Source organism: Pseudomonas sp. B26(2017) (assembly GCF_002113045.1).
In the GTDB taxonomy this organism is placed as follows: Bacteria; Pseudomonadota; Gammaproteobacteria; order Pseudomonadales; family Pseudomonadaceae; genus Aquipseudomonas.
In genome coordinates this window covers 140943-162318 of sequence record NZ_NEJJ01000003.1, presented here as the reverse complement: position 1 = coordinate 162318, position 21376 = coordinate 140943, and the positions used below count along the sequence as shown (strand labels likewise).

At 60.5% G+C, this 21376-nt stretch carries 20 protein-coding genes; 12 read left to right on the top strand and 8 right to left on the bottom strand.

Annotated elements, in window-relative coordinates:
- The first annotated feature begins 32 nt into the window (after positions 1-32).
- A complete protein-coding gene (locus tag CAF79_RS06020; RefSeq protein WP_085697069.1) occupies positions 33-1397 on the top strand; it encodes an MFS transporter in 1365 nt (454 codons plus the stop codon).
- Between the two features lie 60 nt (positions 1398-1457).
- Here CAF79_RS06020 and CAF79_RS06015 read toward each other — a convergent pair whose 3' ends face one another.
- The 4 genes from CAF79_RS06015 to flgA all read right to left on the bottom strand — a co-directional run bounded on the left by CAF79_RS06015 (position 1458) and on the right by flgA (position 4111).
- Positions 1458-2204 carry a flagellar brake protein gene (locus tag CAF79_RS06015; RefSeq protein WP_085697068.1) on the bottom strand — a complete coding sequence of 249 codons (747 nt, stop codon included), beginning with the start codon at positions 2202-2204 and terminating at the stop codon, positions 1458-1460.
- A 95-nt stretch (positions 2205-2299) separates the two neighbouring features.
- Positions 2300-2767, bottom strand: coding sequence for a flagella synthesis protein FlgN (locus tag CAF79_RS06010; RefSeq protein WP_085683591.1), 468 nt, complete (start codon positions 2765-2767; stop codon positions 2300-2302).
- A 48-nt stretch (positions 2768-2815) separates the two neighbouring features.
- The gene (gene flgM / locus CAF79_RS06005; RefSeq protein WP_007960324.1) at positions 2816-3142 is read right to left on the bottom strand and encodes a flagellar biosynthesis anti-sigma factor FlgM; all 327 of its coding nucleotides are present in this window, start codon (positions 3140-3142) and stop codon (positions 2816-2818) included.
- 207 nt (positions 3143-3349) lie between these two features.
- Positions 3350-4111: a flagellar basal body P-ring formation chaperone FlgA gene (gene flgA / locus CAF79_RS06000; RefSeq protein WP_085697067.1), complete on the bottom strand. Its 762-nt coding sequence runs from the start codon at positions 4109-4111 to the stop codon at positions 3350-3352.
- Between the two features lie 82 nt (positions 4112-4193).
- Here flgA and CAF79_RS05995 point away from each other — a divergent pair, with 82 nt between their 5' ends.
- The 6 genes from CAF79_RS05995 to flgE all read left to right on the top strand — a co-directional run bounded on the left by CAF79_RS05995 (position 4194) and on the right by flgE (position 9203).
- On the top strand, positions 4194-5126 hold the full coding sequence (locus CAF79_RS05995; RefSeq protein ID WP_085697066.1) for a chemotaxis protein CheV: 933 nt from the start codon (positions 4194-4196) through the stop codon (positions 5124-5126).
- 47 nt (positions 5127-5173) lie between these two features.
- The gene (gene cheR / locus CAF79_RS05990; protein ID WP_085697065.1) at positions 5174-6001 is read left to right on the top strand and encodes a protein-glutamate O-methyltransferase CheR; all 828 of its coding nucleotides are present in this window, start codon (positions 5174-5176) and stop codon (positions 5999-6001) included.
- A 241-nt stretch (positions 6002-6242) separates the two neighbouring features.
- Positions 6243-6650, top strand: a complete 408-nt coding sequence (gene flgB, locus CAF79_RS05985) for a flagellar basal body rod protein FlgB (protein ID WP_085697064.1) — start codon at positions 6243-6245, stop codon at positions 6648-6650.
- A 3-nt stretch (positions 6651-6653) separates the two neighbouring features.
- A complete protein-coding gene (gene flgC / locus CAF79_RS05980; protein ID WP_054593596.1) occupies positions 6654-7097 on the top strand; it encodes a flagellar basal body rod protein FlgC in 444 nt (147 codons plus the stop codon).
- A 15-nt stretch (positions 7098-7112) separates the two neighbouring features.
- Entirely contained in the window at positions 7113-7841 is a 729-nt protein-coding gene (flgD, locus tag CAF79_RS05975) for a flagellar hook assembly protein FlgD (RefSeq protein WP_085697063.1), read from the top strand.
- Positions 7842-7871: 30 nt separating this feature from the next.
- On the top strand, positions 7872-9203 hold the full coding sequence (flgE, locus tag CAF79_RS05970; protein ID WP_085697062.1) for a flagellar hook protein FlgE: 1332 nt from the start codon (positions 7872-7874) through the stop codon (positions 9201-9203).
- A gap of 253 nt (positions 9204-9456) precedes the next feature.
- Here flgE and CAF79_RS05965 read toward each other — a convergent pair whose 3' ends face one another.
- A complete protein-coding gene (locus CAF79_RS05965; RefSeq protein ID WP_085697061.1) occupies positions 9457-12351 on the bottom strand; it encodes a ribonucleoside-diphosphate reductase subunit alpha in 2895 nt (964 codons plus the stop codon).
- 735 nt (positions 12352-13086) lie between these two features.
- Between CAF79_RS05965 and CAF79_RS05960 the strand changes: the two genes are divergently transcribed.
- Positions 13087-13809 (top strand): response regulator, encoded by a 723-nt coding sequence (locus tag CAF79_RS05960; protein ID WP_085697060.1) that lies wholly within the window; start codon positions 13087-13089, stop codon positions 13807-13809.
- Entirely contained in the window at positions 13806-15416 is a 1611-nt protein-coding gene (locus tag CAF79_RS05955; RefSeq protein WP_085697059.1) for an ATP-binding protein, read from the top strand. The genes CAF79_RS05960 and CAF79_RS05955 overlap by 4 nt, the downstream gene beginning before the upstream one ends.
- A gap of 115 nt (positions 15417-15531) precedes the next feature.
- On the opposite strand, the gene CAF79_RS05950 is transcribed toward CAF79_RS05955, so the two are convergent.
- Positions 15532-16257, bottom strand: a complete 726-nt coding sequence (locus tag CAF79_RS05950) for a 4'-phosphopantetheinyl transferase (protein WP_085697058.1) — start codon at positions 16255-16257, stop codon at positions 15532-15534.
- 192 nt (positions 16258-16449) lie between these two features.
- On the bottom strand, positions 16450-17241 hold the full coding sequence (locus tag CAF79_RS05945) for a dienelactone hydrolase family protein (RefSeq protein ID WP_085697057.1): 792 nt from the start codon (positions 17239-17241) through the stop codon (positions 16450-16452).
- A gap of 142 nt (positions 17242-17383) precedes the next feature.
- On the opposite strand from CAF79_RS05945, the gene CAF79_RS05940 reads away from it, so the two are divergent.
- The 3 genes from CAF79_RS05940 to CAF79_RS05930 all read left to right on the top strand — a co-directional run bounded on the left by CAF79_RS05940 (position 17384) and on the right by CAF79_RS05930 (position 20114).
- On the top strand, positions 17384-17989 hold the full coding sequence (locus tag CAF79_RS05940) for a hypothetical protein (protein WP_085683581.1): 606 nt from the start codon (positions 17384-17386) through the stop codon (positions 17987-17989).
- A 104-nt stretch (positions 17990-18093) separates the two neighbouring features.
- A complete protein-coding gene (locus CAF79_RS05935; RefSeq protein WP_085683580.1) occupies positions 18094-18771 on the top strand; it encodes a response regulator transcription factor in 678 nt (225 codons plus the stop codon).
- Positions 18768-20114, top strand: a complete 1347-nt coding sequence (locus CAF79_RS05930; RefSeq protein WP_085697056.1) for an ATP-binding protein — start codon at positions 18768-18770, stop codon at positions 20112-20114. The genes CAF79_RS05935 and CAF79_RS05930 overlap by 4 nt, the downstream gene beginning before the upstream one ends.
- A 4-nt stretch (positions 20115-20118) precedes the next feature.
- Here the strand turns inward: CAF79_RS05930 and CAF79_RS05925 are convergent, their stop codons facing one another.
- A complete protein-coding gene (locus tag CAF79_RS05925; RefSeq protein ID WP_085697055.1) occupies positions 20119-21117 on the bottom strand; it encodes an AraC family transcriptional regulator in 999 nt (332 codons plus the stop codon).
- Positions 21118-21376: the final 259 nt, after the last annotated feature.

Here is a 21376-nt window from a genome sequence, read left to right as displayed (position 1 = left end):
ATACTTACCGCAAGGAGCCGCTCGGAACGCCGATGCGCCAAATCTGGAAATCCTTTCGAGCGCTGTATTTCGCCTCGCTGATGATGTTGATCGGCTCGGGCCTTCTTTCTACTTATCTGGCGTTGCGTCTGGCGGCCGACCATGTCGACGGGTTGTGGGTCGGTGCGCTGATGGCGGCCAACTATTTCGGTCTGGTGCTGGGCGGCAAGATCGGTCACCGCCTGATTGCCCGGGTCGGGCATATCCGTGCCTACTCGGCGTGTGCCGGGATCGTCGGCGCGGCGGTGCTCGGTCATGGTCTGGTGGACTGGCTGCCGGCCTGGCTGGTGCTGCGGACCATCGTTGGCCTCGGCATGATGTGCCAATACATGGTCATCGAGAGCTGGCTGAACGAGCAGGCTGACGCCAATCAGCGCGGTCTGGTGTTCAGCGGCTACATGATCGCGTCGTATCTGGGGTTGGTGCTCGGTCAGCTGATTCTGGTCATGCACCCGGGCCTTGGCCTGGAACTGCTGATGCTGGTCGCGCTGTGCTTCGCCCTGTGTCTGGTGCCGGTGGCGCTGACCCGGCGGATTCACCCGGCGCCGTTGCATCCGGCGCCGATGGAGCCGCGCTTCTTTATCAAGCGTGTGCCGCAGTCGCTGAGCACCGTGCTCGGGGCGGGGCTGATCATTGGTTCGTTTTACGGTCTGGCGCCGCTGTATGCCTCGCAGCAGGGGCTGTCGACCGAACAGGTCGGTCTGTTCATGGGTAGCTGCATTTTTGCCGGGCTGGTGGTGCAGTGGCCGTTGGGCTGGTTGTCGGATCGTTATGACCGGGCCTTGCTGATTCGCTGCTTTGCGCTGTTTCTGGCAGTCGCTGCATTACCGCTGGCGATCCTGCCGCAGGTGCCGCTGGAGGTGCTGTTCGTGGTCGGCTTCCTCTGCTCGCTGGTGCAGTTCTGCCTGTACCCGTTGGCGGTGGCGTTCTCCAATGACCATGTCGAAGGCGAGCGCCGGGTGTCGCTGACGGCGATGTTGCTGGTGACCTACGGCGTGGGTGCCAGTGTCGGGCCGCTGGCGGCCGGGGTGCTGATGAAGCTGTTCGGGCCGCAGAGCCTGTACGCGTTCTTCACCTTTTTCGCGCTGGTGCTGGTGTGGCGGATCCGGCCGAAAGCCGTGACCAATCTGCATCAGGTCGACGATGCGCCGCTGCATCACGTGGCGATGCCGGACAGCATGTCCAGTTCGCCGCTGGTGGCTGCGCTTGACCCACGGGTAGACGAGCAGGTGGTGCAGGAGCAGATGCAGAATACGGTCGCTCCTGAACCGGAGCCGGAACCTGATCCGGAACCTGTCACGCCAACCGACTCGACAGTCGAGGGCGAAGGGCCGGACATCAGCCCCGCCAGGCCTTGATCCGGGCATAAAAAAAAAGGGCAGTCACCGCAATGACTGCCCGTTTTTCATGCCTTCCGATCAGAAGTCGTCTTTATCAAACCGACGCGCTTCGCGTTGCAGCTGATAAACGAAACGCTCGACGTTGCGTGCTGCCGGGCCGCTGATGTTGTGAAAGCGCAGGCCGGCGAAGGTGATGTTGAGTTTTTCTTCGAAGTGCAGGTAACGCAGTTCGACCGAGGCCGGTTGGTTGCCGAACAGCGGTGCGGCGATCAGCCGATCGTAGACCTGGCCCAGTTGCAGGCGGTCGGTAATGTCGCCTTCGAAACGCAGTTTGCAGCCAGTGGCGGAGATATCCAGCAGCTTGCCGTCGATCGGTGACTTGAGCTTTTCGCCACCGAGCACGACGCTGACCAGATCGGTCAGCTTCAGGGCTGCGCGGAAGGCGTTGCGGCGCTGGTGATAAACCACTTCGGTGGGCAGGTCGCCGGTGTAGAAGCGGTCGCCACTGGATTCTTCGATGTTCAGCTTGCCGTCGCATTCCCAGGCAATGCGCACGCCGTCATGAAAACCTTCGACCTTGAACGGTTCGCCGGCGAGCAGGAAGCGTTCGCCATCGCGCGGGATCATTTCGTCCAGGGCAATCGTGGCGGTTTCCCGGTCAACCTTGATCAGGTAACTCTGGAAGCGCTGGCTGCGCTCGTGGAAGGTGATGATCAGCGGATCGTGGCTCTCTTGCAGCTGGCGCAGGTTGCTGGAGATTTCCAGAGGTGTGGTGAGCACCTTTGGGGGCTGCGGAGCATCATCCGCGCTGAGGACGTTGGACACGTTAAATCAATCTCCAGACAAAATTTGACTACGGCTGGCCAGTATTTTGCCAGCATGTTTCGCACGTTGATAGGGCGCAAGCATTGAAGAAAGCATCACGCCTGGCTGAGCGCGCGTGGTTTCTGCAGTTTGGAGAAGGTGCCACTGGCATCGTAGAGCGCGGGAGGCTCGCCGCCGGTGAGGATTTTCAGCTGATTGGCGGTGGCGGCCTGCTGCATGATGATCGACTGGCCGTTCTTGGCGTTGGCTGCCTGGCACTGGGCAATCAGGTCGGTGAGGACGTCGCTCTGGCTGAGCAACTGGTCGCCGATGCTCGACTGACTGGCCAGTTGTTCCAGGCCGGCGCGGTCGAGCGACAGATTGAGACTGGCGAGGATTTCGCTGCGCTTGCGGCCATGCTGTTCGAGCAGAATGATCAATGCCTGTTTGCGCGCCAGAATTTCTTCCAGCAGAGGCATGTCGCGACCGTGCAAGGCGAGGGACTCGGTTTGCAGTAACTCCAGCAATTGTTGAGCTGGAGCAAAGTCGTCGGTGATCAGTTGCAATAAATTAGTGTCGTGCATGGCTGGCCTTGGGTTTTAAGCGTCCAAAAGCCTGGCGCTGACCGAGGCCTAGCGCTGGGCTTCGAAATTAAGCAGTTTGCTGGCTACACGGTTGCTGTCGACCTTGTAGCTGCCATCGGCAATCGCTGCTTTCAACTCGGCCACGCGGGCTTTATCGACGGCAGGCTGATCGCGCAGCTTGTCAGTGACCTTCTGCAACTGTTGAGCCTCATTGCTGAGGTGTACCGATTCCCCGCTTTTTGCGGTACTGGCCTGTTCGGCCGGGGTATTCAGCGGCGCGGAGGTGCCGGTTTCGGCGGTTTCCTTGGCGTTGCTGGTACGTGTACTGCCCGTAAGTGACGAGGAGCTGTTCAAACGGCTGAAATCGATGACCATGTTAAAAACCTCTGGGAATTTGGACGCTTGCCATGTTCTCGGCCATCCCCTGGAAAACTTTAGGCTCATTTAGCAATGAGCTTGCATGCGCCGTTGCAGATCCTGCTGCGGCACAGTTTAGGGAACAGCTCTGGTCAGCGCCAGTTTTCTGCCTGGTTACTCAGGGGCTTTTCAAATATCCGTTCATGCAACCGTTTGCATCGCCGCTCACATGGCCACTTCCACCTGGCCGGGCGCAACAACCTGCGCCTTGATGACCCGTTGGGAGTTGAGGTTTTTCACGCGAATCTGTTCTTTCAGGCCGCCGTTGGCCAGCGCTTCGCCCGGCATTCGGACGGCCAAGGTGCCGCTGCGGGCGGTGATTACCACTTGATCGCCCTTGCGAACCACTTCCGCCTGTTCCAGATGCACCAGGGTAATGACTTGATCGGCTACCGTTGGTCGGGTCAATTTCTGTCCGATGGCTTCATCCACCGACGTCAGGAAACCCTGATTGATCGTACTGACGTCGCGCTCGCGCAAGGTCACGTCCTGAGGTTCGATGATGCCGGCGCGTTTGAGTGGCCGCGTGGTGGTGACAATCTCGCGAAACAGGCGGACTTGAGCGGGCACAAACACCGTCCAGGGGGAGGCGCCTTCGCAGCGGACTTTGACCGTGACACGGCCCAGAGGACGTGCCGGACTCTCCAGTGTCGCTGTCAATTCCTTGTCGCACATAGGCATGCGCATGCGTGGATCAAGCTGCTTGACCTCGATTTCATAACGACCTTCCGTTTGACTGGTAGCCAGATAGTCTTCTACGGTGAATTCAAGAAAGCCCTGAGTGACGCCGATAAGCATGTCAGGCAAGGTAACCGCATCAGCATCGGCAGGGCTGCCAGCGAAAAAAAGGCATACGGCGGACATCGCGCAAAGCCCTCTGCGGAGGGGAGATGTCAGGCGTCGGAAAAATGTCGTTTGAGCGTTCATACGAGTTAAAAAGCAAGCGCCGTGCCGTTTAGCAATGAATGTGCGTCGCAACAACACTTGGCGTTGGGGTAGGAGTCTGGGCATGGCTGGTGTAATGGATTCGGTGAACCAGCGCACGCAACTGGTGGGGCAGAATCGCCTGGAGCTGTTGTTGTTCCGTCTCGACGGTCAGCAGCTCTATGGGATCAACGTGTTCAAGGTTCGGGAAGTGCTGCAATGCCCGCAACTGACGCTGATGCCCAAGTCCAGTCCTGTCGTGTGCGGGGTGGCGAATATCCGGGGGGCGACCATTCCGATCCTTGATCTGGCGATGGCGACCGGCTCCGGAGCTTTGAAAGACAAGAACAGTCCGTTCGTGATCATCACGGAATACAACACCAAGACCCAGGGTTTCCTGGTGCGCTCGGTGGAACGCATCGTGAACATGAACTGGGAAGAGATTCATCCGCCGCCCAAGGGCACCGGACGTGATCATTACCTGACCGCTGTGACTCGGGTCGACAATCAGTTAGTCGAAATCATCGACGTCGAGAAGGTGCTGGCGGAAGTTGCGCCGACGCCGGAAGCGATTTCGGTCGGCGTGGTGGATGTCGAGACCCAGAGCAAGGCATTGTCGTTGCGGGTGCTGACGGTCGATGACTCGTCGGTGGCGCGCAAGCAGGTGACGCGTTGCCTGCAGACGGTCGGCGTCGAAGTGGTGGCGTTGAACGACGGCAAGCAGGCGCTGGATTACCTGCGCAAGCTGGTCGACGAGGGCAAGAAGCCGGAAGAAGAGTTCCTGATGATGATCTCCGACATTGAAATGCCGGAGATGGACGGGTACACCCTGACGGCCGAGATTCGCAGCGACCCTCGCATGCAAAAGCTTCATATCATCCTGCATACTTCGTTGTCGGGAGTGTTCAATCAGGCGATGGTCAAGAAAGTCGGTGCCGATGACTTCCTGGCCAAGTTCCGTCCTGATGACCTGGCATCCCGGGTAGTCGACCGGATCAGAGCAGCAGATATCAGCTAAGGGCCTTTTGCCCCTGGCGTTCAACACGATTTAAGAGGCGGCATCATTTGTCTACGGGTAATTTGGATTTCGAACAGTTCCGGGTCTTCCTGGAAAAAGCCTGTGGCATTTTGCTCGGTGAAAACAAGCAGTACCTGGTGTCGAGCCGTCTCAACAAACTGATGGAGCAGCAAGGCATCAAGTCCCTGGGTGAGCTGGTACAGCGCATCCAGACCCAGCCGCGCAGCGGTTTGCGCGAGCAGGTGGTCGATGCCATGACGACCAACGAAACCTTGTGGTTTCGTGACACCTATCCGTTTGAAGTCTTGAAGAACAAGGTGCTGCCCGAGGCGATCAAGGCCGCTCCCAACCAGCGTCTGCGGATCTGGTCGGCGGCCTGCTCGTCGGGTCAGGAACCCTATTCGCTGTCGATGTCGATCGACGAGTTCGAACGAGCCAACATCGGTCAGTTGAAAATGGGCGTGCAGATCGTTGCCACCGATCTGTCCGGCAGCATGCTGACCAACTGCAAGACCGGCGAGTACGACAGTCTGGCGATCGGTCGCGGTCTGTCCGCCGATCGTCTGCAGCGCTACTTCGATCCGAAAGGGCCGGGACGCTGGGTGATCAAGGCGCCGATCAAGAACCGGGTGGAGTTCCGCTCGTTCAACCTGCTGGACAGCTACGCAAGCCTGGGCAAGTTCGACATCGTGTTCTGCCGCAACGTGCTGATCTACTTCTCCGCCGAGGTGAAGAAAGACATTCTGTTGCGCATCCACAGCACGCTGAAACCGGGCGGTTATCTGTTCCTTGGCGCTTCCGAAGCGCTGAACGGTCTGCCGGATCATTACCAGATGGTTCAGTGCAGCCCGGGGATCATCTACCAGGCGAAGTGATCAAGATCGGCAACACAAGAAACGGGAATCCTCAGGGGCTCCCGTTTTTTTATGCCTGAAGGTTTTGCCGGGGGCAGGCGGCGGCAGAAAAGCGGCATCTGGCGGAAACCGGTTGCCGCTTTTCTGGCATTGCCGCATTGCCGATTCTCGGCAAAGCCCCGTAATCCGGGGCTTTCTCAAACTGGCACGACGCTTGCTATGACCCTGTTACGAAAAATCCGGTCACCTGAAGGTTCCCGACATGAGCATCAGCTTCGATAAAGCGCTCGGCATTCACGAAAAGGCTCTGGGCTTCCGCGCCCAGCGTGCCGAAGTGCTGGCCAACAACATCGCCAACGCCGACACCCCGAACTACAAGGCGCGGGATCTGGAGTTCTCCAAAGTGCTCGAAGCACAGAGCCAGAAGAACGCCAACGGCACCATCGCCCTGAACATGACCAACAGCCGTCACATCGAAGCTGAAGGCCTGGGCAATGGCGACGAGTCGCTGATGTATCGCACGCCGATGCAGCCGTCGATCGACCAGAACACCGTGGACGCCCAGCTGGAACAGTCGAACTACGCGCAAAACGCTGTCGACTTCCAGGCGAGCTTCACCCTGCTCAACAGCAAGTTCAAAGGGCTGGTGTCAGCCCTGCGCGGAGAATAATCCATGTCCCTGTCCAGCGTTTTCAACATTGCCGGCAGCGGCATGAGCGCCCAGACCACCCGTCTGAACACCGTGGCTTCGAACATCGCCAACGCCGAGACCGTCTCGTCGAGCATCGACCAGACCTACCGTGCCCGTCACCCGGTATTCGCCACCATGTTCCAGGGCGGCCAGAGCGGCGGCAGCAATTCGTTGTTCCAGAACCAGGATGCAGCCGGTCAAGGCGTGCAGGTGCTCGGCGTGGTCGAAGACCAGAGCAACCTCGAAGCGCGCTACGAGCCGAACCATCCGGCGGCCGATGCCAAGGGCTACGTCTACTACCCGAACGTCAACGTGGTGGAAGAAATGGCTGACATGATTTCCGCGAGCCGGTCGTTCCAGACCAACGCCGAGATGATGAACACCGCCAAGACCATGATGCAGAAGGTACTGACCCTCGGTCAGTAATAAGGGGCGACTGCCATGAGTGTTACCGATACCACCAGCAGCCTGACGATGAACGACATACTGGCCAACTCTTCGAAGAAGACCAGTAGCACGACCACCGGCGGCATCGCTTCGGCCACCAACAGCTCGACCGGCGGCCAGGCCCTGGGCAAGGACGCGTTCCTGCAACTGCTGGTTACCCAGCTGAAGAACCAGAACCCGCTCGACCCGCAGGACAACAGCGCATTCGTTGCCCAGCTGGCGCAGTTCAGCAGCCTTGAGGGGATCACCACCCTCAACAGCACCGTCAGCTCGCTGGCCGGCAACTACAACTCGTCGCAAGCCCTGCAGGCTTCTTCGCTGGTGGGTCGCAACGTGATCGTGCAGACCAACACTGTTCAGCTGGATGACCCGAGCAAAGGCATGACCGGTTCGGTCACCGTTCCGTCGTCGATCGCCGGCGGTACCGTCTCCATCACCGACAGCAGCGGCGCCGTTGTTCGCACCATCGATCTGGGCAGTCGCGCCGCAGGCAATGCGAGCTTCACATGGGACGGCAAGGACAAGGACGGCAACCTGGTGAAAACCGGTACCTACACCGTCAAGGCGAACGCCTCGATCAACGGCACCGCGACCGACCTGGCGACCTACCTGCCAGCCACGGTCACCAGCGTGACGATCAGCCAGACCGGTGGCGAGCTGATGCTCAACCTGTCCGGCAAGGGCACCGTTGCCCTGTCCAAAGTACAAACCATTGGTATATAGAGCCGACTAACCGGCACAAAGGAGTGGAATATGTCTTTCAATATCGGCCTTAGCGGTCTCTATGCAGCCAACAAACAACTGGACGTGACCGGCAACAACATCGCCAACGTCGCGACCGCCGGTTTCAAATCGTCCCGTGCAGAATTCGAAGACGTCTACTCGGCCACTCGCCTGGGCAGCGGCAGCAAGGTCATCGGTAACGGTGTGCGTCTGGCCAACGTTTCCCAGCAGTTCACCCAGGGCGACATCAACAACACCGGCAACGTGCTGGACATGGGCATCAACGGTTCGGGTTTCTTCACTCTGAGCAACAACGGTTCGATCTCCTACACCCGTGCCGGTACGTTCAAGGTCGACAAGGATGGTTTCATCACCAACACCGACTACACCTCGCGTCTGCAAGGCTACGGTGTGGACTCCAACGGCAAGATCATCAACGGTGTGTTGACCGATCTGAAGATCGACACTTCGAACCTGGCACCGAAGTCCACCTCGCTGGTGACCTCGACCATCAACCTGAACTCGACCGCTCCGGTGATCGACGATACTGCGGCGGCAGGCAAATTCGATCCGACCAACACGGCGACCTACACCAAGTCGTTCAGTACGCCGATCTATGACAGCCAGGGCAACCAGCACACCATGGATCAATACATGGTCAAGACCGGTGCCAACACCTGGAAGGTCTACACCTTGGTGGACGGTCGCAACCCGGATGCCACCGGCAGTGATCCGAAAACCACGGCACCGGTGGCCTCGACCATGAGCTTCGACAGCACCGGCAAACTGACTCAGGTCAGCACCCCGGATCCTGCGAACCCTGGTACGCCGATCATCAGCAGCGACCTGAAACTCACTGGCTGGGTGCCGGGTACCGTGACCAACGGTGTATGGACTGCCAACGGCGCTTCGGCGAACCCGGCCGGCATCACCATCTCCATGGCCAAGACCACTCAGTACAACGCTGACACCGCGCGCTCGATCCCGACTCAGGATGGCTACGCCACCGGCCAGATCACCAACCTGACCATCGATGGCACCGGTACGCTGTTCGCCAACTTCAGCAACAACCAGAGCAAGGCCATCGGCCAGGTTGCACTGGCCAGCTTCACCAACGAACAGGGTCTGCAGCCGATTGGTGGTACCAGCTGGAAAGAGACTTTCGCTTCGGGTATCCCGGGCTACGATGCGCCGGAAACCGGTACTTTGGGTTCGGTTGTTTCGAACTCGCTGGAAGAGTCGAACGTTAACCTGACCAACGAGCTGGTTGATCTGATCAAGGGTCAGAGCAACTATCAGGCGAACGCCAAGACCATTTCGACTCAGAGCACTATCATGCAGACCATTATTCAGATGACCTGATTTCTGGTATTGGCTGGTTAAGGAGCCCCTCTTTTTGAGGGGCTTTTTTTGTCTTGGGTTTGGGGATGGATCGGTATTTCATGCTGGCGCATCTCTTGAGAACAGCTCGTTCGGTTCCCTTTCCCTCAGGAAGAGGGGAGGGCTGAGGGCCGCTTTTGACTTTTTTCGCGGGCAAAAGAAAACCCCCGACAAACCAGAAGTCTGTCGGGGGGTTCTCGGATCGGGCGTTTCGCAACGCCCGATTCAGCTCAGCTTATTGGCAAGCTTCGCAATCCGGCTCGTCGATGGCGCAGGCCTTCGGTACTGGAGCCGGGCCGGCAGGGGCTGCCAGGACCGAGTCGTCACCGTGGTTGCCGCCGCTGGATACAGCGTTCAGCTTGCCGGTGTTGATGGTCGACTTCTCGGTGCTGGTCGCGGCCAGGGCACGGAGGTAGTAGGTGGTTTTCAGACCACGGTACCAGGCCATGCGGTAGGTCACGTCCAGCTTCTTGCCCGATGCGCCGGCGATGTACAGGTTCAGCGACTGCGCCTGGTCGATCCACTTCTGACGACGGCTGGCGGCGTCAACGATCCACTTGGTGTCCACTTCGAACGCGGTCGCGTAGAGCTCTTTGAGTTCTTGCGGGATGCGCTCGATCTGCTGAACCGAACCGTCGTAGTACTTCAGGTCGTTGATCATGACCGAGTCCCACAGACCGCGAGCCTTGAGGTCGCGAACCAGGTACGGGTTGATCACGGTGAATTCGCCCGACAGGTTCGATTTCACGTACAGGTTCTGGTAGGTCGGTTCGATCGACTGCGATACGCCGGTAATGTTGGCGATGGTCGCGGTCGGTGCGATGGCCATGATGTTCGAGTTGCGGATGCCTTTCTGTACACGGGCGCGAACCGGTGCCCAGTCCAGGGACTCGGTCAGGTCGACGTCGATGTACTTCTGGCCACGGGCTTCGATCAGGATCTGTTGCGAATCCAGCGGCAGCACGCCTTTGGACCACAGCGAGCCCTGGAACGTCTCGTACGAGCCGCGCTCGTCGGCCAGGTCGCAGGACGCCTGGATCGCGTAGTAGCTGACCGCTTCCATCGACTTGTCGGCGAACTCGACGGCAGCTTCGGAGCCGTAAGGGATGTGCTGCAGGTACAGCGCGTCCTGGAAGCCCATGATGCCCAGACCGACCGGACGGTGGCGGAAGTTGGAGTTCTTCGCCTGCGGTACCGAGTAGTAGTTGATGTCGATCACGTTGTCGAGCATGCGCACGGCGACGTCGATGGTGCGCTTGAGCTTGGCGGTGTCCAGCTTGCCGTCGACGATGTGGTTCGGCAGGTTGATCGAGCCCAGGTTGCAGACCGCGATTTCGTCCTTGTTGGTGTTCAAGGTGATCTCGGTGCACAGGTTAGAGCTGTGAACCACGCCGACGTGCTGCTGCGGGCTACGCAGGTTGCACGGGTCTTTGAAAGTCAGCCATGGGTGGCCGGTTTCGAACAGCATCGACAGCATCTTGCGCCACAGGTCTTTGGCCTGGATGGTCTTGAACAGCTTGATCTTGCCCGGGTATTCGGTCAGGGCTTCGTAGTACTCATAGCGCTCTTCGAAGGCCTTGCCGGTCAGGTCGTGCAGGTCCGGTACTTCGGACGGCGAGAACAGGGTCCACTTGCCGTCATCGAAGACGCGCTTCATGAACAGGTCAGGGATCCAGTTGGCGGTGTTCATGTCGTGGGTACGACGACGGTCATCACCGGTGTTCTTGCGCAGCTCGATGAACTCTTCGATGTCCATGTGCCAGGTTTCCAGGTAGGCACACACAGCGCCTTTGCGCTTGCCACCCTGGTTAACGGCGACGGCGGTGTCGTTCACCACTTTCAGGAACGGAACCACGCCTTGGGATTTGCCGTTGGTGCCCTTGATGTACGAACCCAGTGCACGAACCGGCGTCCAGTCGTTGCCCAGGCCACCGGCAAATTTCGACAACATGGCGTTGTCGTGGATCGCGTGATAGATGCCCGACAGGTCATCCGGAACGGTGGTCAGGTAGCAGCTCGACAGCTGTGGACGCAGGGTGCCGGCGTTGAACAGGGTCGGAGTCGAAGCCATGTAGTCGAACGAGGACAGCAGGTTGTAGAACTCGATCGCACGGTCTTCTTTCTGCTTCTCTTCGATCGCCAGGCCCATGGCCACGCGCATGAAGAAGATCTGCGGCAGTTCGAAACGCACGCCATCCTTGTGGATGAAGTAGCGGTCGTACAGGGTCTGCAGGCCCAGGTAGGTGAATTGCTGGTCGCGCTCGTGGTTGATCGCCTTGCCCAGTTTTTCCAGGTCGAAGTCGGCCAGCACAGGGTTCAGCAGTTCGAACTCGATACCTTTGGCGACGTAGGCCGGCAGTGCCTTGGCGTACAGGTCGGCCATCTCGTGGTGGGTCGCGCTCTCGGCGACGCCCAGGAAGCCCAGGCCTTCGGCACGCAGGGTGTCCATCAGCAGGCGGGCGGTCACGAACGAGTAGTTCGGCTCACGCTCGACCAGGGTACGCGCGGTCATCACCAGTGCGGTGTTGACGTCGTTCAGGGCCACGCCGTCGTACAGGTTCTTCAGGGTTTCGCGCTGGATCAGGTCGCCGTCGACTTCGGCCAGGCCTTCGCAGGCTTCGGTGACGATGGTGTTCAGGCGGCCCATGTCCAGTGGCGCGAGGGTGCCGTCGGCGCGGGTGATGCGGATCGACGGGTGCGCTTGCACCGGTGCTTCGGCGGTGGTGCGGGTGGCGCGTTCCTTGGAACGGGCGTCGCGGTAGATCACGTAGTCGCGAGCCACTTTCTGCTCGCCGGCACGCATCAGGGCCAGTTCGACCTGGTCCTGGATTTCTTCGATGTGGATGGTGCCGCCCGATGGCATGCGACGCTTGAAGGTCGCGGTGACCTGTTCGGTCAGGCGGGCAACGGTGTCGTGGATTCGCGACGAGGCGGCAGCGGTGCCGCCCTCAACTGCGAGAAACGCTTTGGTGATAGCGACGGTGATCTTGTCATCGGTGTAAGGAACGACAGTGCCATTACGCTTGATCACACGCAGTTGACCTGGCGCGGTGGCTGCCAGATCCGAATTCGAATCGGCGGCCTGCGGCAAGGTGCCCTGCGGGTTCTCGCGAGTTGTGTCGGTTTGCATGGGGGGTGATCTCCACATTCTCTATGTTTGTTTGGGCACCATCATGGTGCTCACCGTTCTGGTCCGAAGCACTACAGCCGACGGGCGTCGGGCATAACAACTTCGGACCAGTAGGAAAAAGGCTGATGAAGCCGCATCCTTGCCGAAGTTTTTGGCCGCGAGCCAAGGCTCGAGCCGAATTACTTCTCGGGTGACAGTAATGACTGCAACACCCGTACCGTTCCAGTCGTTTCCAACCTGAAAAACGGTGCCATCCGCAAGTGCGGTTTGGGCTTTGAAAAACTTGCTTGGTTCAACCGGAAACCAGCAATAAAGCGCTTGAGTTTCAGGTCTGAAATGTGGTTGGGCTCTAAAACGGAAAACCCTATATGTAGGGGCTTCCCTTGCGCCGCGCTACAAGATAATGCGTTTCGAGGGGGCTTGCAACGTACGAGCTGTGGATAAACCTGTGCGTAAATTGTGTAAGAAACCAGGAAAACCCGTGTAGGCCGCGAACCTGCTGAGCTAGACCGTTTGTCACTGTTTTTTCGCCGGGAAAAACGCTTCAGCGGAATTTTGAGGGCGCGAACCCTATCACAAAAATCCGCCTTGTCCGAACGCATTTACCGACTTGTGTTCTGGCTGTACGCCGTTTATACAATCGGCCCGTGCGCACGCATTCTTATCCTCCTGAAAGATGACAAAAAGACGGGAGGACCTTCCTTTATAAGCAGCATCGGCAAGCAGAGGTCACCCGTGGAGCAAGAAGCCTGGCAGGTATTGATAGTCGAGGACGACCAGCGTCTGGCCGAATTGACCCGTGAATACCTGCAAGCCAACGGATTGCGCGTGGAGATCGAAGGCAACGGTGCACTGGCGGCGGCGCGGATCATCAAGGAACAGCCGGACCTGGTAATCCTCGACCTGATGCTGCCCGGCGAAGACGGACTGAGCATTTGCCGCAAGGTCCGTGACCGCTACGACGGGCCGATCCTGATGCTCACCGCGCGCACCGATGACGCCGACCAGATCCTTGGTCTCGACCTCGGCGCCGACGATTACGTGTGCAAACCGGTGCGCCCACGGCTGCTGCTGGCGCGGATCCAGGCGTTGCTGCGACGCAGTGACACACCGGAGCCATCGGCAGGCAATCCGCGTCGTCTGCAATTCGGCCCGCTGGTGGTGGACAACGCGTTGCGCGAAGCCTGGCTCAGTGACAGCGGCATCGAGCTGACCAGTGCCGAATTCGACCTGCTCTGGCTGTTGGTATCCAACGCCGGACGCATCCTGTCCCGGGAAGAAATCTTCACCGCGTTGCGCGGTATCGGCTACGACGGCCAGGACCGCTCGATCGATGTGCGCATCTCGCGCATCCGCCCGAAGATCGGCGACGACCCCGATCACCCGCGCCTGATCAAGACCGTGCGCAGCAAAGGTTATCTGTTCGTGCCGGAAGCCTGCGCAGACCTGCCGCTGTGAATTCGATCTTCCTGCGCATCTATGGCGGCATGTGCGCGGCGCTGATTCTGGTGGCGGTGCTCGGCGTGCTGGCACTGCACCTGCTCAATCAGGTGCGCAGCGAGCAATACCGCGAGCGTCTGGCCCATGGCACGTTTTCGCTGATGGCCGACAACCTGCAACCGATGAACGAAACCGAGCGCCATCGCGCCTTGCTGGTGTGGGAGCGCCTGCTCGGGATTCCGCTGGCGCTGAAGACCTTTGCCCAGACCGACCTCGACCTGACCCAGCGCACTCGGGTGCAGCGCGGGCAGGCGCTGGTCGAACAGACCGGCCCGCACGCGGCCAAGGTCTATCGACTGGTCAGCGACAAGGATCAACTGGTGCTGGTGGGCGAGGTGCAGCAGATCAGCGAGCAACTGGCACGGGCGACCATTTACCTGTTGGCCGATGAACTGGTGCGGGTGCCGGTGGGCGAGCAGCCCAAACGGCTGGCGCAATTGAAGGAAGACAAAGGCTTCGGTTTCGACTTGCGGCTGGTCACCGTCAGCGATGCCGACATGGACGAAGACCAGAGCCGTCGGGTGGCTGAGGGCGATACGGTGATGGCGCTGGGCAAGGGCGGCGATTCGATCCGGGTGTTCGCCGGCATGGTCGGCACGCCGTGGGTGCTGGAAATCGGGCCGCTGTATCAGATGAATCCGTACCCGCCGGAGTGGCTGGTGCTGATCGCCGCCCTCGGCCTGACCCTGATCGGCCTGATCGTCTATTTATTGGTGCGCCAGCTCGAGCGACGTTTGCGCGGGCTCGAAGCTGCCGCCACGCGCATCGCCAAAGGCAGCCTGGAAACCCGCGTACCGGCCCGGGGTGCCGACTCGGTGGGCAAACTCGCAGCGGCTTTCAACGGCATGGCCGAGCACTTGCAGCAGTTGCTCGCCATCCAGCGTGAACTGGTGCGCGCGGTGTCCCACGAATTGCGCACGCCGGTGGCGCGCCTGCGTTTCGGCCTGGAGATGATCGGTTCGGCCACGACCCCGCAGGCGCTGGAAAAATACCGCGAGGGCATGGACCACGACATCGAAGACCTCGACAAACTGGTTGATGAAATGCTCACCTACGCCCGGCTGGAGCAGGGGTCGCCGGCGCTGACGTTCCAGCGCATCGATCTGGATGCACTGGTCAATCAGGTGATTGAAGAGTTGGCGCCTCTGCGCGCCGAGGTCACAGTGCAACGCGGTCTGTGCCTGTCAGCGGCGGATTGCGATGATGCGTGGGTCGAGGCCGAGCCGCGCTACCTGCACCGCGCCTTGCAGAACCTGGTGAGCAACGCCATGCGCCATGCACGTTCGAAGGTCACGGTCAGTTATCAGGTCGGGCAGATGCGCTGTCGGGTGGATGTCGAGGACGACGGACCCGGTGTGCCGGAAACCGCCTGGGAGAAAATTTTCACGCCGTTCCTGCGCCTGGACGACAGCCGAACTCGGGCGTCCGGCGGGCACGGGCTGGGTCTGTCGATCGTGCGGCGGATCATCCACTGGCACGACGGCCGGGCACTGATCGGCAAGAGCAAGAGCTTGGGCGGGGCGTGTTTCAGCCTGAGCTGGCCGAGGAATCAGGAGCGGCGCTGAATCTTGCATTGGTCAAGCTGACCCTTTCGCGTACAAGCTCGCTCCTACAGGTCAGCGCGCTTCAGGGTGGGAGCGAGCTTGCTCGCGAAAGGGTGATTCCAAATAAAACAAACCTTCAGGCAGGAATGCTGACCAGACTCAGCAACTGGCCGTCCTGCACGCTGAATTGCGCATCGAGTTCCGTGCCGTTGCGCCATTCGCCGGACAGATCCGTCAGCAACCGCAGCCGCACCTGACCCTGTTCATTCCACTCCAGCATCTCGGCATGCTCGAAGTAGAAGCGCTGCTGCACGATCGGGTACAGCGCCTTGAACAGGCTTTCTTTTACTGAAAAGGTCAGGGTCACCCAAAGCGCGATCTGATCCCGGGAAGCGGCGGCCATGCGCTGCATTTCCGGCGGGGTCAGGATCTCTCCGGCCAGTCGCTCGGCGCGTTCGGCGTTGAGCAGGTTTTCCAGGTCCATGCCCAGCCCGCGCCAGTGCTGTTTGTTGGCGACAATCGCCGCCGCACGACCGGTGCTGTGGGTGATCGAGCCGCAGATGTGCGCCGGCCATACCGGTGCACGATCTTCACCGATCGCCGGAACGCTGCTTGTGCCTTCCAGCTGCAGCAACGCCGCCCGGGCGCAAATCCGCCCGGCGAGGAATTCCGCCTGCCGCTTGGCCACCGAACGCTGGATACTCGACGGCGGCTCGATGGCGCTGCGGCGAAAGTCATCGCCGAGCAATTGCGACGGGTCGAAATGGGTGCTCAGAAACGCGGTGTCGGGCAATGCGGTCGGCAGCGGCCAATGGGCATCGAGCGGGGTGCAGCAGGCGGGGAGGAAAGGGTTGGCAGTCATGTCGGGCATTTTGCCGGGTTGTCTTCGGGCTGGATAGTGCCGACATGATCGTCCCCACGTCGAGGCGTCGAACCGTCCGCGTGGGAATGCCGTCCGGGACGCTCCGCGTCCCTTCGCCGGGTGACGCAGAGCGTCGCTGTATGCATACCCACGCAGAGCGTGGGAACGATCAGCGTTTGAGGGCGATCGGGTTCAGCCGAAAATCTTCTTGAAGAACGCCTGCATGTCCGCCCAGGATTTTTCATCGGCAGCCTTGTTGTAGCCGATATCCGGGCCACCGTGATCGCCGTGGCTCAGGCGATCCGCATCGGGGTTGCTGAAGCCGTGCTTGGCGCCCTCGAGGCTGACAAATTGATAGTCGGCGCCGGCCTTGTCCATTTCCGACTTGAACGCCGTGACGTTGTCCGGGGTGACCATGCTGTCCAGCGCGCCGTGCTCGACGAGGATTTTCGCCTTCACGCTGCCCGGCGCAGCTGGCGTCTTGGTGGCCAGCGCTCCGTGGAAACTCACCACGCCGGCCAGCGGCACACCCTGACGCGCCGCATTCAGCACCACGCCACCGCCGAAGCAGTAACCGATGGCGGCGATTTTATCCTTGTCGGTCTGCGGCTGTTTCTTCAACAGATCCAGCCCGGCCTGAAAGCGCTTGCTGGCCGCATCGGCGTTTTGCGTGGCGGCTTGCATGAAGGCCATCGCGTCTTTCGGGTGCTCGGTGTTCTTGCCCTCACCGTACATGTCGATGGCCAGCGCGCTGTAGCCAAGCCCGGCGAGATCCCGGGCGCGGCGCTTGGCGTAGTCGTTCAGTCCCCACCATTCATGCACCACCACCACGCCGGGGCGCGGGCCCTTGATCGCGTCGTCGTAGGCGTAATAACCGATCAGCTTTGTGCCGTCGGCACTCTGATAGGGGATTTCCTCGGTCTTGATCGCAGCCTGGCTGAGGCCGCTGAAGACGAGCAGGGCGAGGGTCAATAGCAGGCGCATGATCGGGTCTCCGGACAATAAAGGGTCAAAACAGCCTAGTTCATTTCATTCAGGCCAGGTTCAGAGAGCGTTCAGGGGCGGTACAGGGGAGGGTCAGTAACCTTGCGCCATACCCGAAGAGCACAACTGAGAGGAACACTCAATGACTCGTTTGAACAAACTGCTGCTGGCTTTCACTGTCATGAGCGCAAGCATTGCCGCCCATGCCGACACCACCACCAACTTCGCCGGCCTGACCTTTGGCCAGACCAGCGACAAGATCAAGAAATCCAACGCCCTGAACGACAACCTCGGCCACCCGGATGCCACCGCGGCCATCGACGGCAACAACACCTACGGCCTGCGCCTGGGTCAGCAAAACAGCCAGGGTCGCTACTACGCCACCTACGACAACGTGTCCGGCTCGCACAATGGCATTAAACTGCGCCAGGAAAACCTGCTGGGCAGCTACGATCTGTTCTACCCGGTGGGCGGCAGCACCAAGCTGTTCGGCGGTGCGACCGCGGGCCTGACCAAGCTGACCCAGGATTCGCCGGGCTACAGCCGCGACAGCGACATCGGTTACGCCGTCGGCGGCCAGTTCGGTGTGCTGCAGCAAGTCTCGCAGAACACCTCGGTCGAACTCGGTTACCGTTACCTGCGCAGCAACGCCAGCACCGAGATGAAAGAGAGCGGCGGCAGCAAGCAAGGCTCGCTGGATTTGACCAGCAGCGCCCAGACTTACCTGTCGGCCAACTACGCTTTCTAAGCGATTGGCGTCAGGCCCGCGCCGGGTCGTCCTTCGAGGGGCGACCCGGCGCAGCCATGTGAGGCGAAAGCCTTTGGAGTTGTCGATTTACCCGGGAGAGCGTCATGAAACTGTTGGTCGTCGAAGATGAAGCGCTGTTGCGCCATCACCTGCAAACCCGCCTGACGGAGAGTGGTCACGTGGTCGAGTCCGTGGCCAACGCCGAAGAGGCGTTGTACCAGACCGGGCAATTCAACTTTGACCTGGCGGTGATCGACCTCGGCCTGCCGGGCATGGGCGGGCTCGACCTGATCCGCCAGTTGCGCTCGGGCGGCAAGACCTTTCCGATCCTGATTCTCACCGCGCGCGGCAACTGGCAGGACAAGGTCGAAGGCCTGGCCGCCGGCGCCGACGATTACGTGGTCAAGCCGTTCCAGTTCGAAGAACTCGAAGCGCGGCTCAATGCGTTGCTGCGTCGCTCCAGCGGTTTCACCCAGTCGACCATCATCGCCGGCCCGCTGTTGCTGGATCTGAATCGCAAGCAGGCAACTCTCGACGAGCAACCGCTGGCGCTGACCGCCTACGAATACCGGATCCTCGAATACCTCATGCGCCATCACCAGCAGGTGGTGCCCAAGGATCGGCTGATGGAGCAGTTGTACCCGGATGACGACGAGCGCGATCCGAACGTGATCGAAGTGCTGGTCGGCCGTCTGCGCCGCAAGCTCGAAGGCCCGGCCGGGTTCAAGCCGATCGATACCGTGCGCGGCCTCGGTTACCTGTTCAATGAGCGCTGCACTTGATCCGTTCCCTTCGCGTCCGGCTGATGCTCGCCGCCACCACCCTGGCGGTGTTGTTCATGCTCGCGTTGCTCCCGGCAATGCAGGGCGCGTTCAGCCTGGCGTTGCAGGACTCGATCGAGCAGCGGCTGGCGTCCGACGTCACCACGCTGATCTCCGCCGCGCGGGTTGAAAACAACCGCTTGATGATGCCGGCACAGTTGCCCGACGAGCGCTTCAACCTTACGGACAATCGCCTGCTCGGCTACATCTATGACCGCGAAGGGCATCTGGTCTGGCGTTCGAAGGGGACCCAGGAAGAGAAGATCAACTACACGCCGCGCTACGATGGCCTCGGCAACGAGTTCGCGCGGATTCGTGAGGCCAACGGTCAGGAATTCTTCGTCTACGACGTTGAGGTCAAACTGCTCGGCGGCAAGAGCGCGGCCTTCAGTATCGTGGCCCTGCAACCGGTGCGTGAATACGAAACCACCCTCGAAGGTCTGCGGGAAAATCTCTACCTCGGTTTTGGTGCGGCGCTGTTGGTGCTGCTCGCCTTGCTGTGGATCGGCCTGACCTGGGGCCTGAAAGCCTTGCGCCGGCTCAGTCAGGAACTCGACGAAATCGAGGGCGGAACCCTCGAAAGCCTCAGCGAACAGCACCCGCGCGAACTGCTGCGCCTGACCGGTTCCCTCAACCGCCTGCTGCACAGCGAACGCCAGCAGCGCAGCCGTTACCGCGACTCCCTCGACGATCTGGCCCACAGTCTGAAAACCCCGCTGGCGGTGTTGCAGGGTGTCAGCGAAGACATGGCCCAGCGCCCCGAAGACCGCGATCAGGCCTGGGTGCTGCAAACCCAGATCGAGCGCATGAGCCAGCAGATCGGCTACCAGTTACAGCGCGCCAGCCTGCGCAAAAGCGGTCTGGTGCGCCATCAGGTGCGCCTGCGCCCGGTGCTGCAAAGCCTGTGCGACACGCTGGACAAGGTCTACCGCGACAAACACGTGCGCGTTGCCTTCGATCTGCCGGAGCACTGTTATGTGCCGATCGAGCAGGGCGCCTTGCTGGAAATGCTCGGCAACCTGCTGGAAAACGCCTATCGCCTGTGCCTGGGCGAAGTGCGCGTCAGTGTGCGTGAAAGCCATTCCGGAAGCGAACTGTGCATTGAAGACGACGGCCCCGGCGTACCACCGGATCAGCGCGCACGGATTCTCGAACGCGGCGAGCGTCTGGACCGTCAGCACCCGGGGCAGGGGATCGGGCTGGCGGTGGTCAAGGACATCATCGAGAGCTACAACGCCAAGCTGACGCTGGGGGACTCGCCGATGGGCGGGGCGGCGTTCAGGATTCATTTTCCGGCGGTGTGATGGCTTACTGCTCCTGCGCCCGATAAGCCCCCGGCGTCAGCCCTGTCCATTTCTTGAACGCCCGATGAAACGCCGACGGCTCGGAAAACCCGAGCTGTTCGGCGATCTGTTGCAACGACAGATCCGCCCGCCCGAGGTGATAAATCGCGATGTCCCGCCGCAACTGATCCTTCAATTCCTGAAAACTGGTGCCTTCTTCGCGTAGGTGCCGGCGCAGGGTTTGCGGGCTGATGTGCAGGTGCGCCGCCACCGCTTCGAGGTCCGGCCAGCGTGCGCTGTCGTGGCTGAGCAAGCGCCGCAGCCGGCTGCTCAGGCTGTTGCCGTCGTCCGGGCGGGACAGCAGGTCGGCGGGGGAGCGTTCGAGGAAATGCTTGAGGGTGCGTTCATCCTGCAACAGCGGCATTTGCAGATAACGGCTGTGAAACACCAGGCTGCTTTGCGCTGCCGAAAATTCCAGCGGACAGGAAAACAGCAGATCGTATTCCGCCCCGTGCGCCGGTTTCGGGTAGCTGAAACTGGCCTGCTCCAGGCGAATCCGCTGGCCGATCAGCCAACTGCCCAGGCGATGCCAGATCACCAGCAGGCTCTCGCTGAGAAAGTGATCCGGATCCCACAATTGCGCATCGTCGAGGCTCAGGCGCACCCATTCGTCTTCACGGCTCAGGGTCAGGCGCGGGGCTTCGGGGAATAGGCTATAAAACAATAAGCCGCGTTGCAGAGCCTTCTCCAGGCTGCGGCAATGAATGATGGCGTGGCACATCATGGCGAAGCTGCCGGGTTTGCTCGGCGCATTGCCGAAACCCAGGTATTCGTCGTCCAGGGCCAGCCAAAGGTTCTGGATCAGTTGGGTGAATTGCTCCGGGGCGATCCGCGCGCGCGGCTCGTCGAGCAGTTCGGGGCTGATGCCCAGTTGCTGCAGCAGGTCCGAATAGTCGTAACCCGAGCGCCGTGCGCCACCGAGGGCGGCGCGGGCGAAATGACTGGCGATGGTGCGTTCGCGCATGAGCGGCAGATCCTTCCTCTGGCGACCGATGGTAGCGGCTGCCTTTGATCGGTAACAAGGCGGATTTCCGCCAAATTGTAGGACGAGGTCGGGCGACTTGGCGGAAATCCGCCACACTTGAGTCACCGAACGGTGACACAAAAAAACCTGTATCCCCTGATATCAAAAGGCTTGCAGCGATTTGCACCAAAGTGGCACGACGTTTGCGATAAGAGCGACAGAAGCGTGCGCCGAGCCGGTCCGGAAAGCGCCGTTCGAC

Bases quoted from the DNA above. Each gene is read 5' to 3' on its own strand.
- CAF79_RS06020 (WP_085697069.1), top strand. From the start codon at position 33: ATGCGCCAAATCTGGAAATCCTTTCGAGCGCTGTATTTCGCCTCGCTG.
- CAF79_RS06010 (WP_085683591.1), bottom strand. From the start codon at position 2,767: ATGCACGACACTAATTTATTGCAACTGATCACCGACGACTTTGCTCCA.
- flgM (WP_007960324.1), bottom strand. From the start codon at position 3,142: ATGGTCATCGATTTCAGCCGTTTGAACAGCTCCTCGTCACTTACGGGC.
- flgA (WP_085697067.1), bottom strand. From the start codon at position 4,111: ATGAACGCTCAAACGACATTTTTCCGACGCCTGACATCTCCCCTCCGC.
- CAF79_RS05995 (WP_085697066.1), top strand. From the start codon at position 4,194: ATGGCTGGTGTAATGGATTCGGTGAACCAGCGCACGCAACTGGTGGGG.
- flgB (WP_085697064.1), top strand. From the start codon at position 6,243: ATGAGCATCAGCTTCGATAAAGCGCTCGGCATTCACGAAAAGGCTCTG.
- flgC (WP_054593596.1), top strand. From the start codon at position 6,654: ATGTCCCTGTCCAGCGTTTTCAACATTGCCGGCAGCGGCATGAGCGCC.
- flgD (WP_085697063.1), top strand. From the start codon at position 7,113: ATGAGTGTTACCGATACCACCAGCAGCCTGACGATGAACGACATACTG.
- flgE (WP_085697062.1), top strand. From the start codon at position 7,872: ATGTCTTTCAATATCGGCCTTAGCGGTCTCTATGCAGCCAACAAACAA.
- CAF79_RS05965 (WP_085697061.1), bottom strand. From the start codon at position 12,351: ATGCAAACCGACACAACTCGCGAGAACCCGCAGGGCACCTTGCCGCAG.
- CAF79_RS05950 (WP_085697058.1), bottom strand. From the start codon at position 16,257: ATGACTGCCAACCCTTTCCTCCCCGCCTGCTGCACCCCGCTCGATGCC.
- CAF79_RS05945 (WP_085697057.1), bottom strand. From the start codon at position 17,241: ATGCGCCTGCTATTGACCCTCGCCCTGCTCGTCTTCAGCGGCCTCAGC.
- CAF79_RS05940 (WP_085683581.1), top strand. From the start codon at position 17,384: ATGACTCGTTTGAACAAACTGCTGCTGGCTTTCACTGTCATGAGCGCA.
- CAF79_RS05935 (WP_085683580.1), top strand. From the start codon at position 18,094: ATGAAACTGTTGGTCGTCGAAGATGAAGCGCTGTTGCGCCATCACCTG.
- CAF79_RS05925 (WP_085697055.1), bottom strand. From the start codon at position 21,117: ATGCGCGAACGCACCATCGCCAGTCATTTCGCCCGCGCCGCCCTCGGT.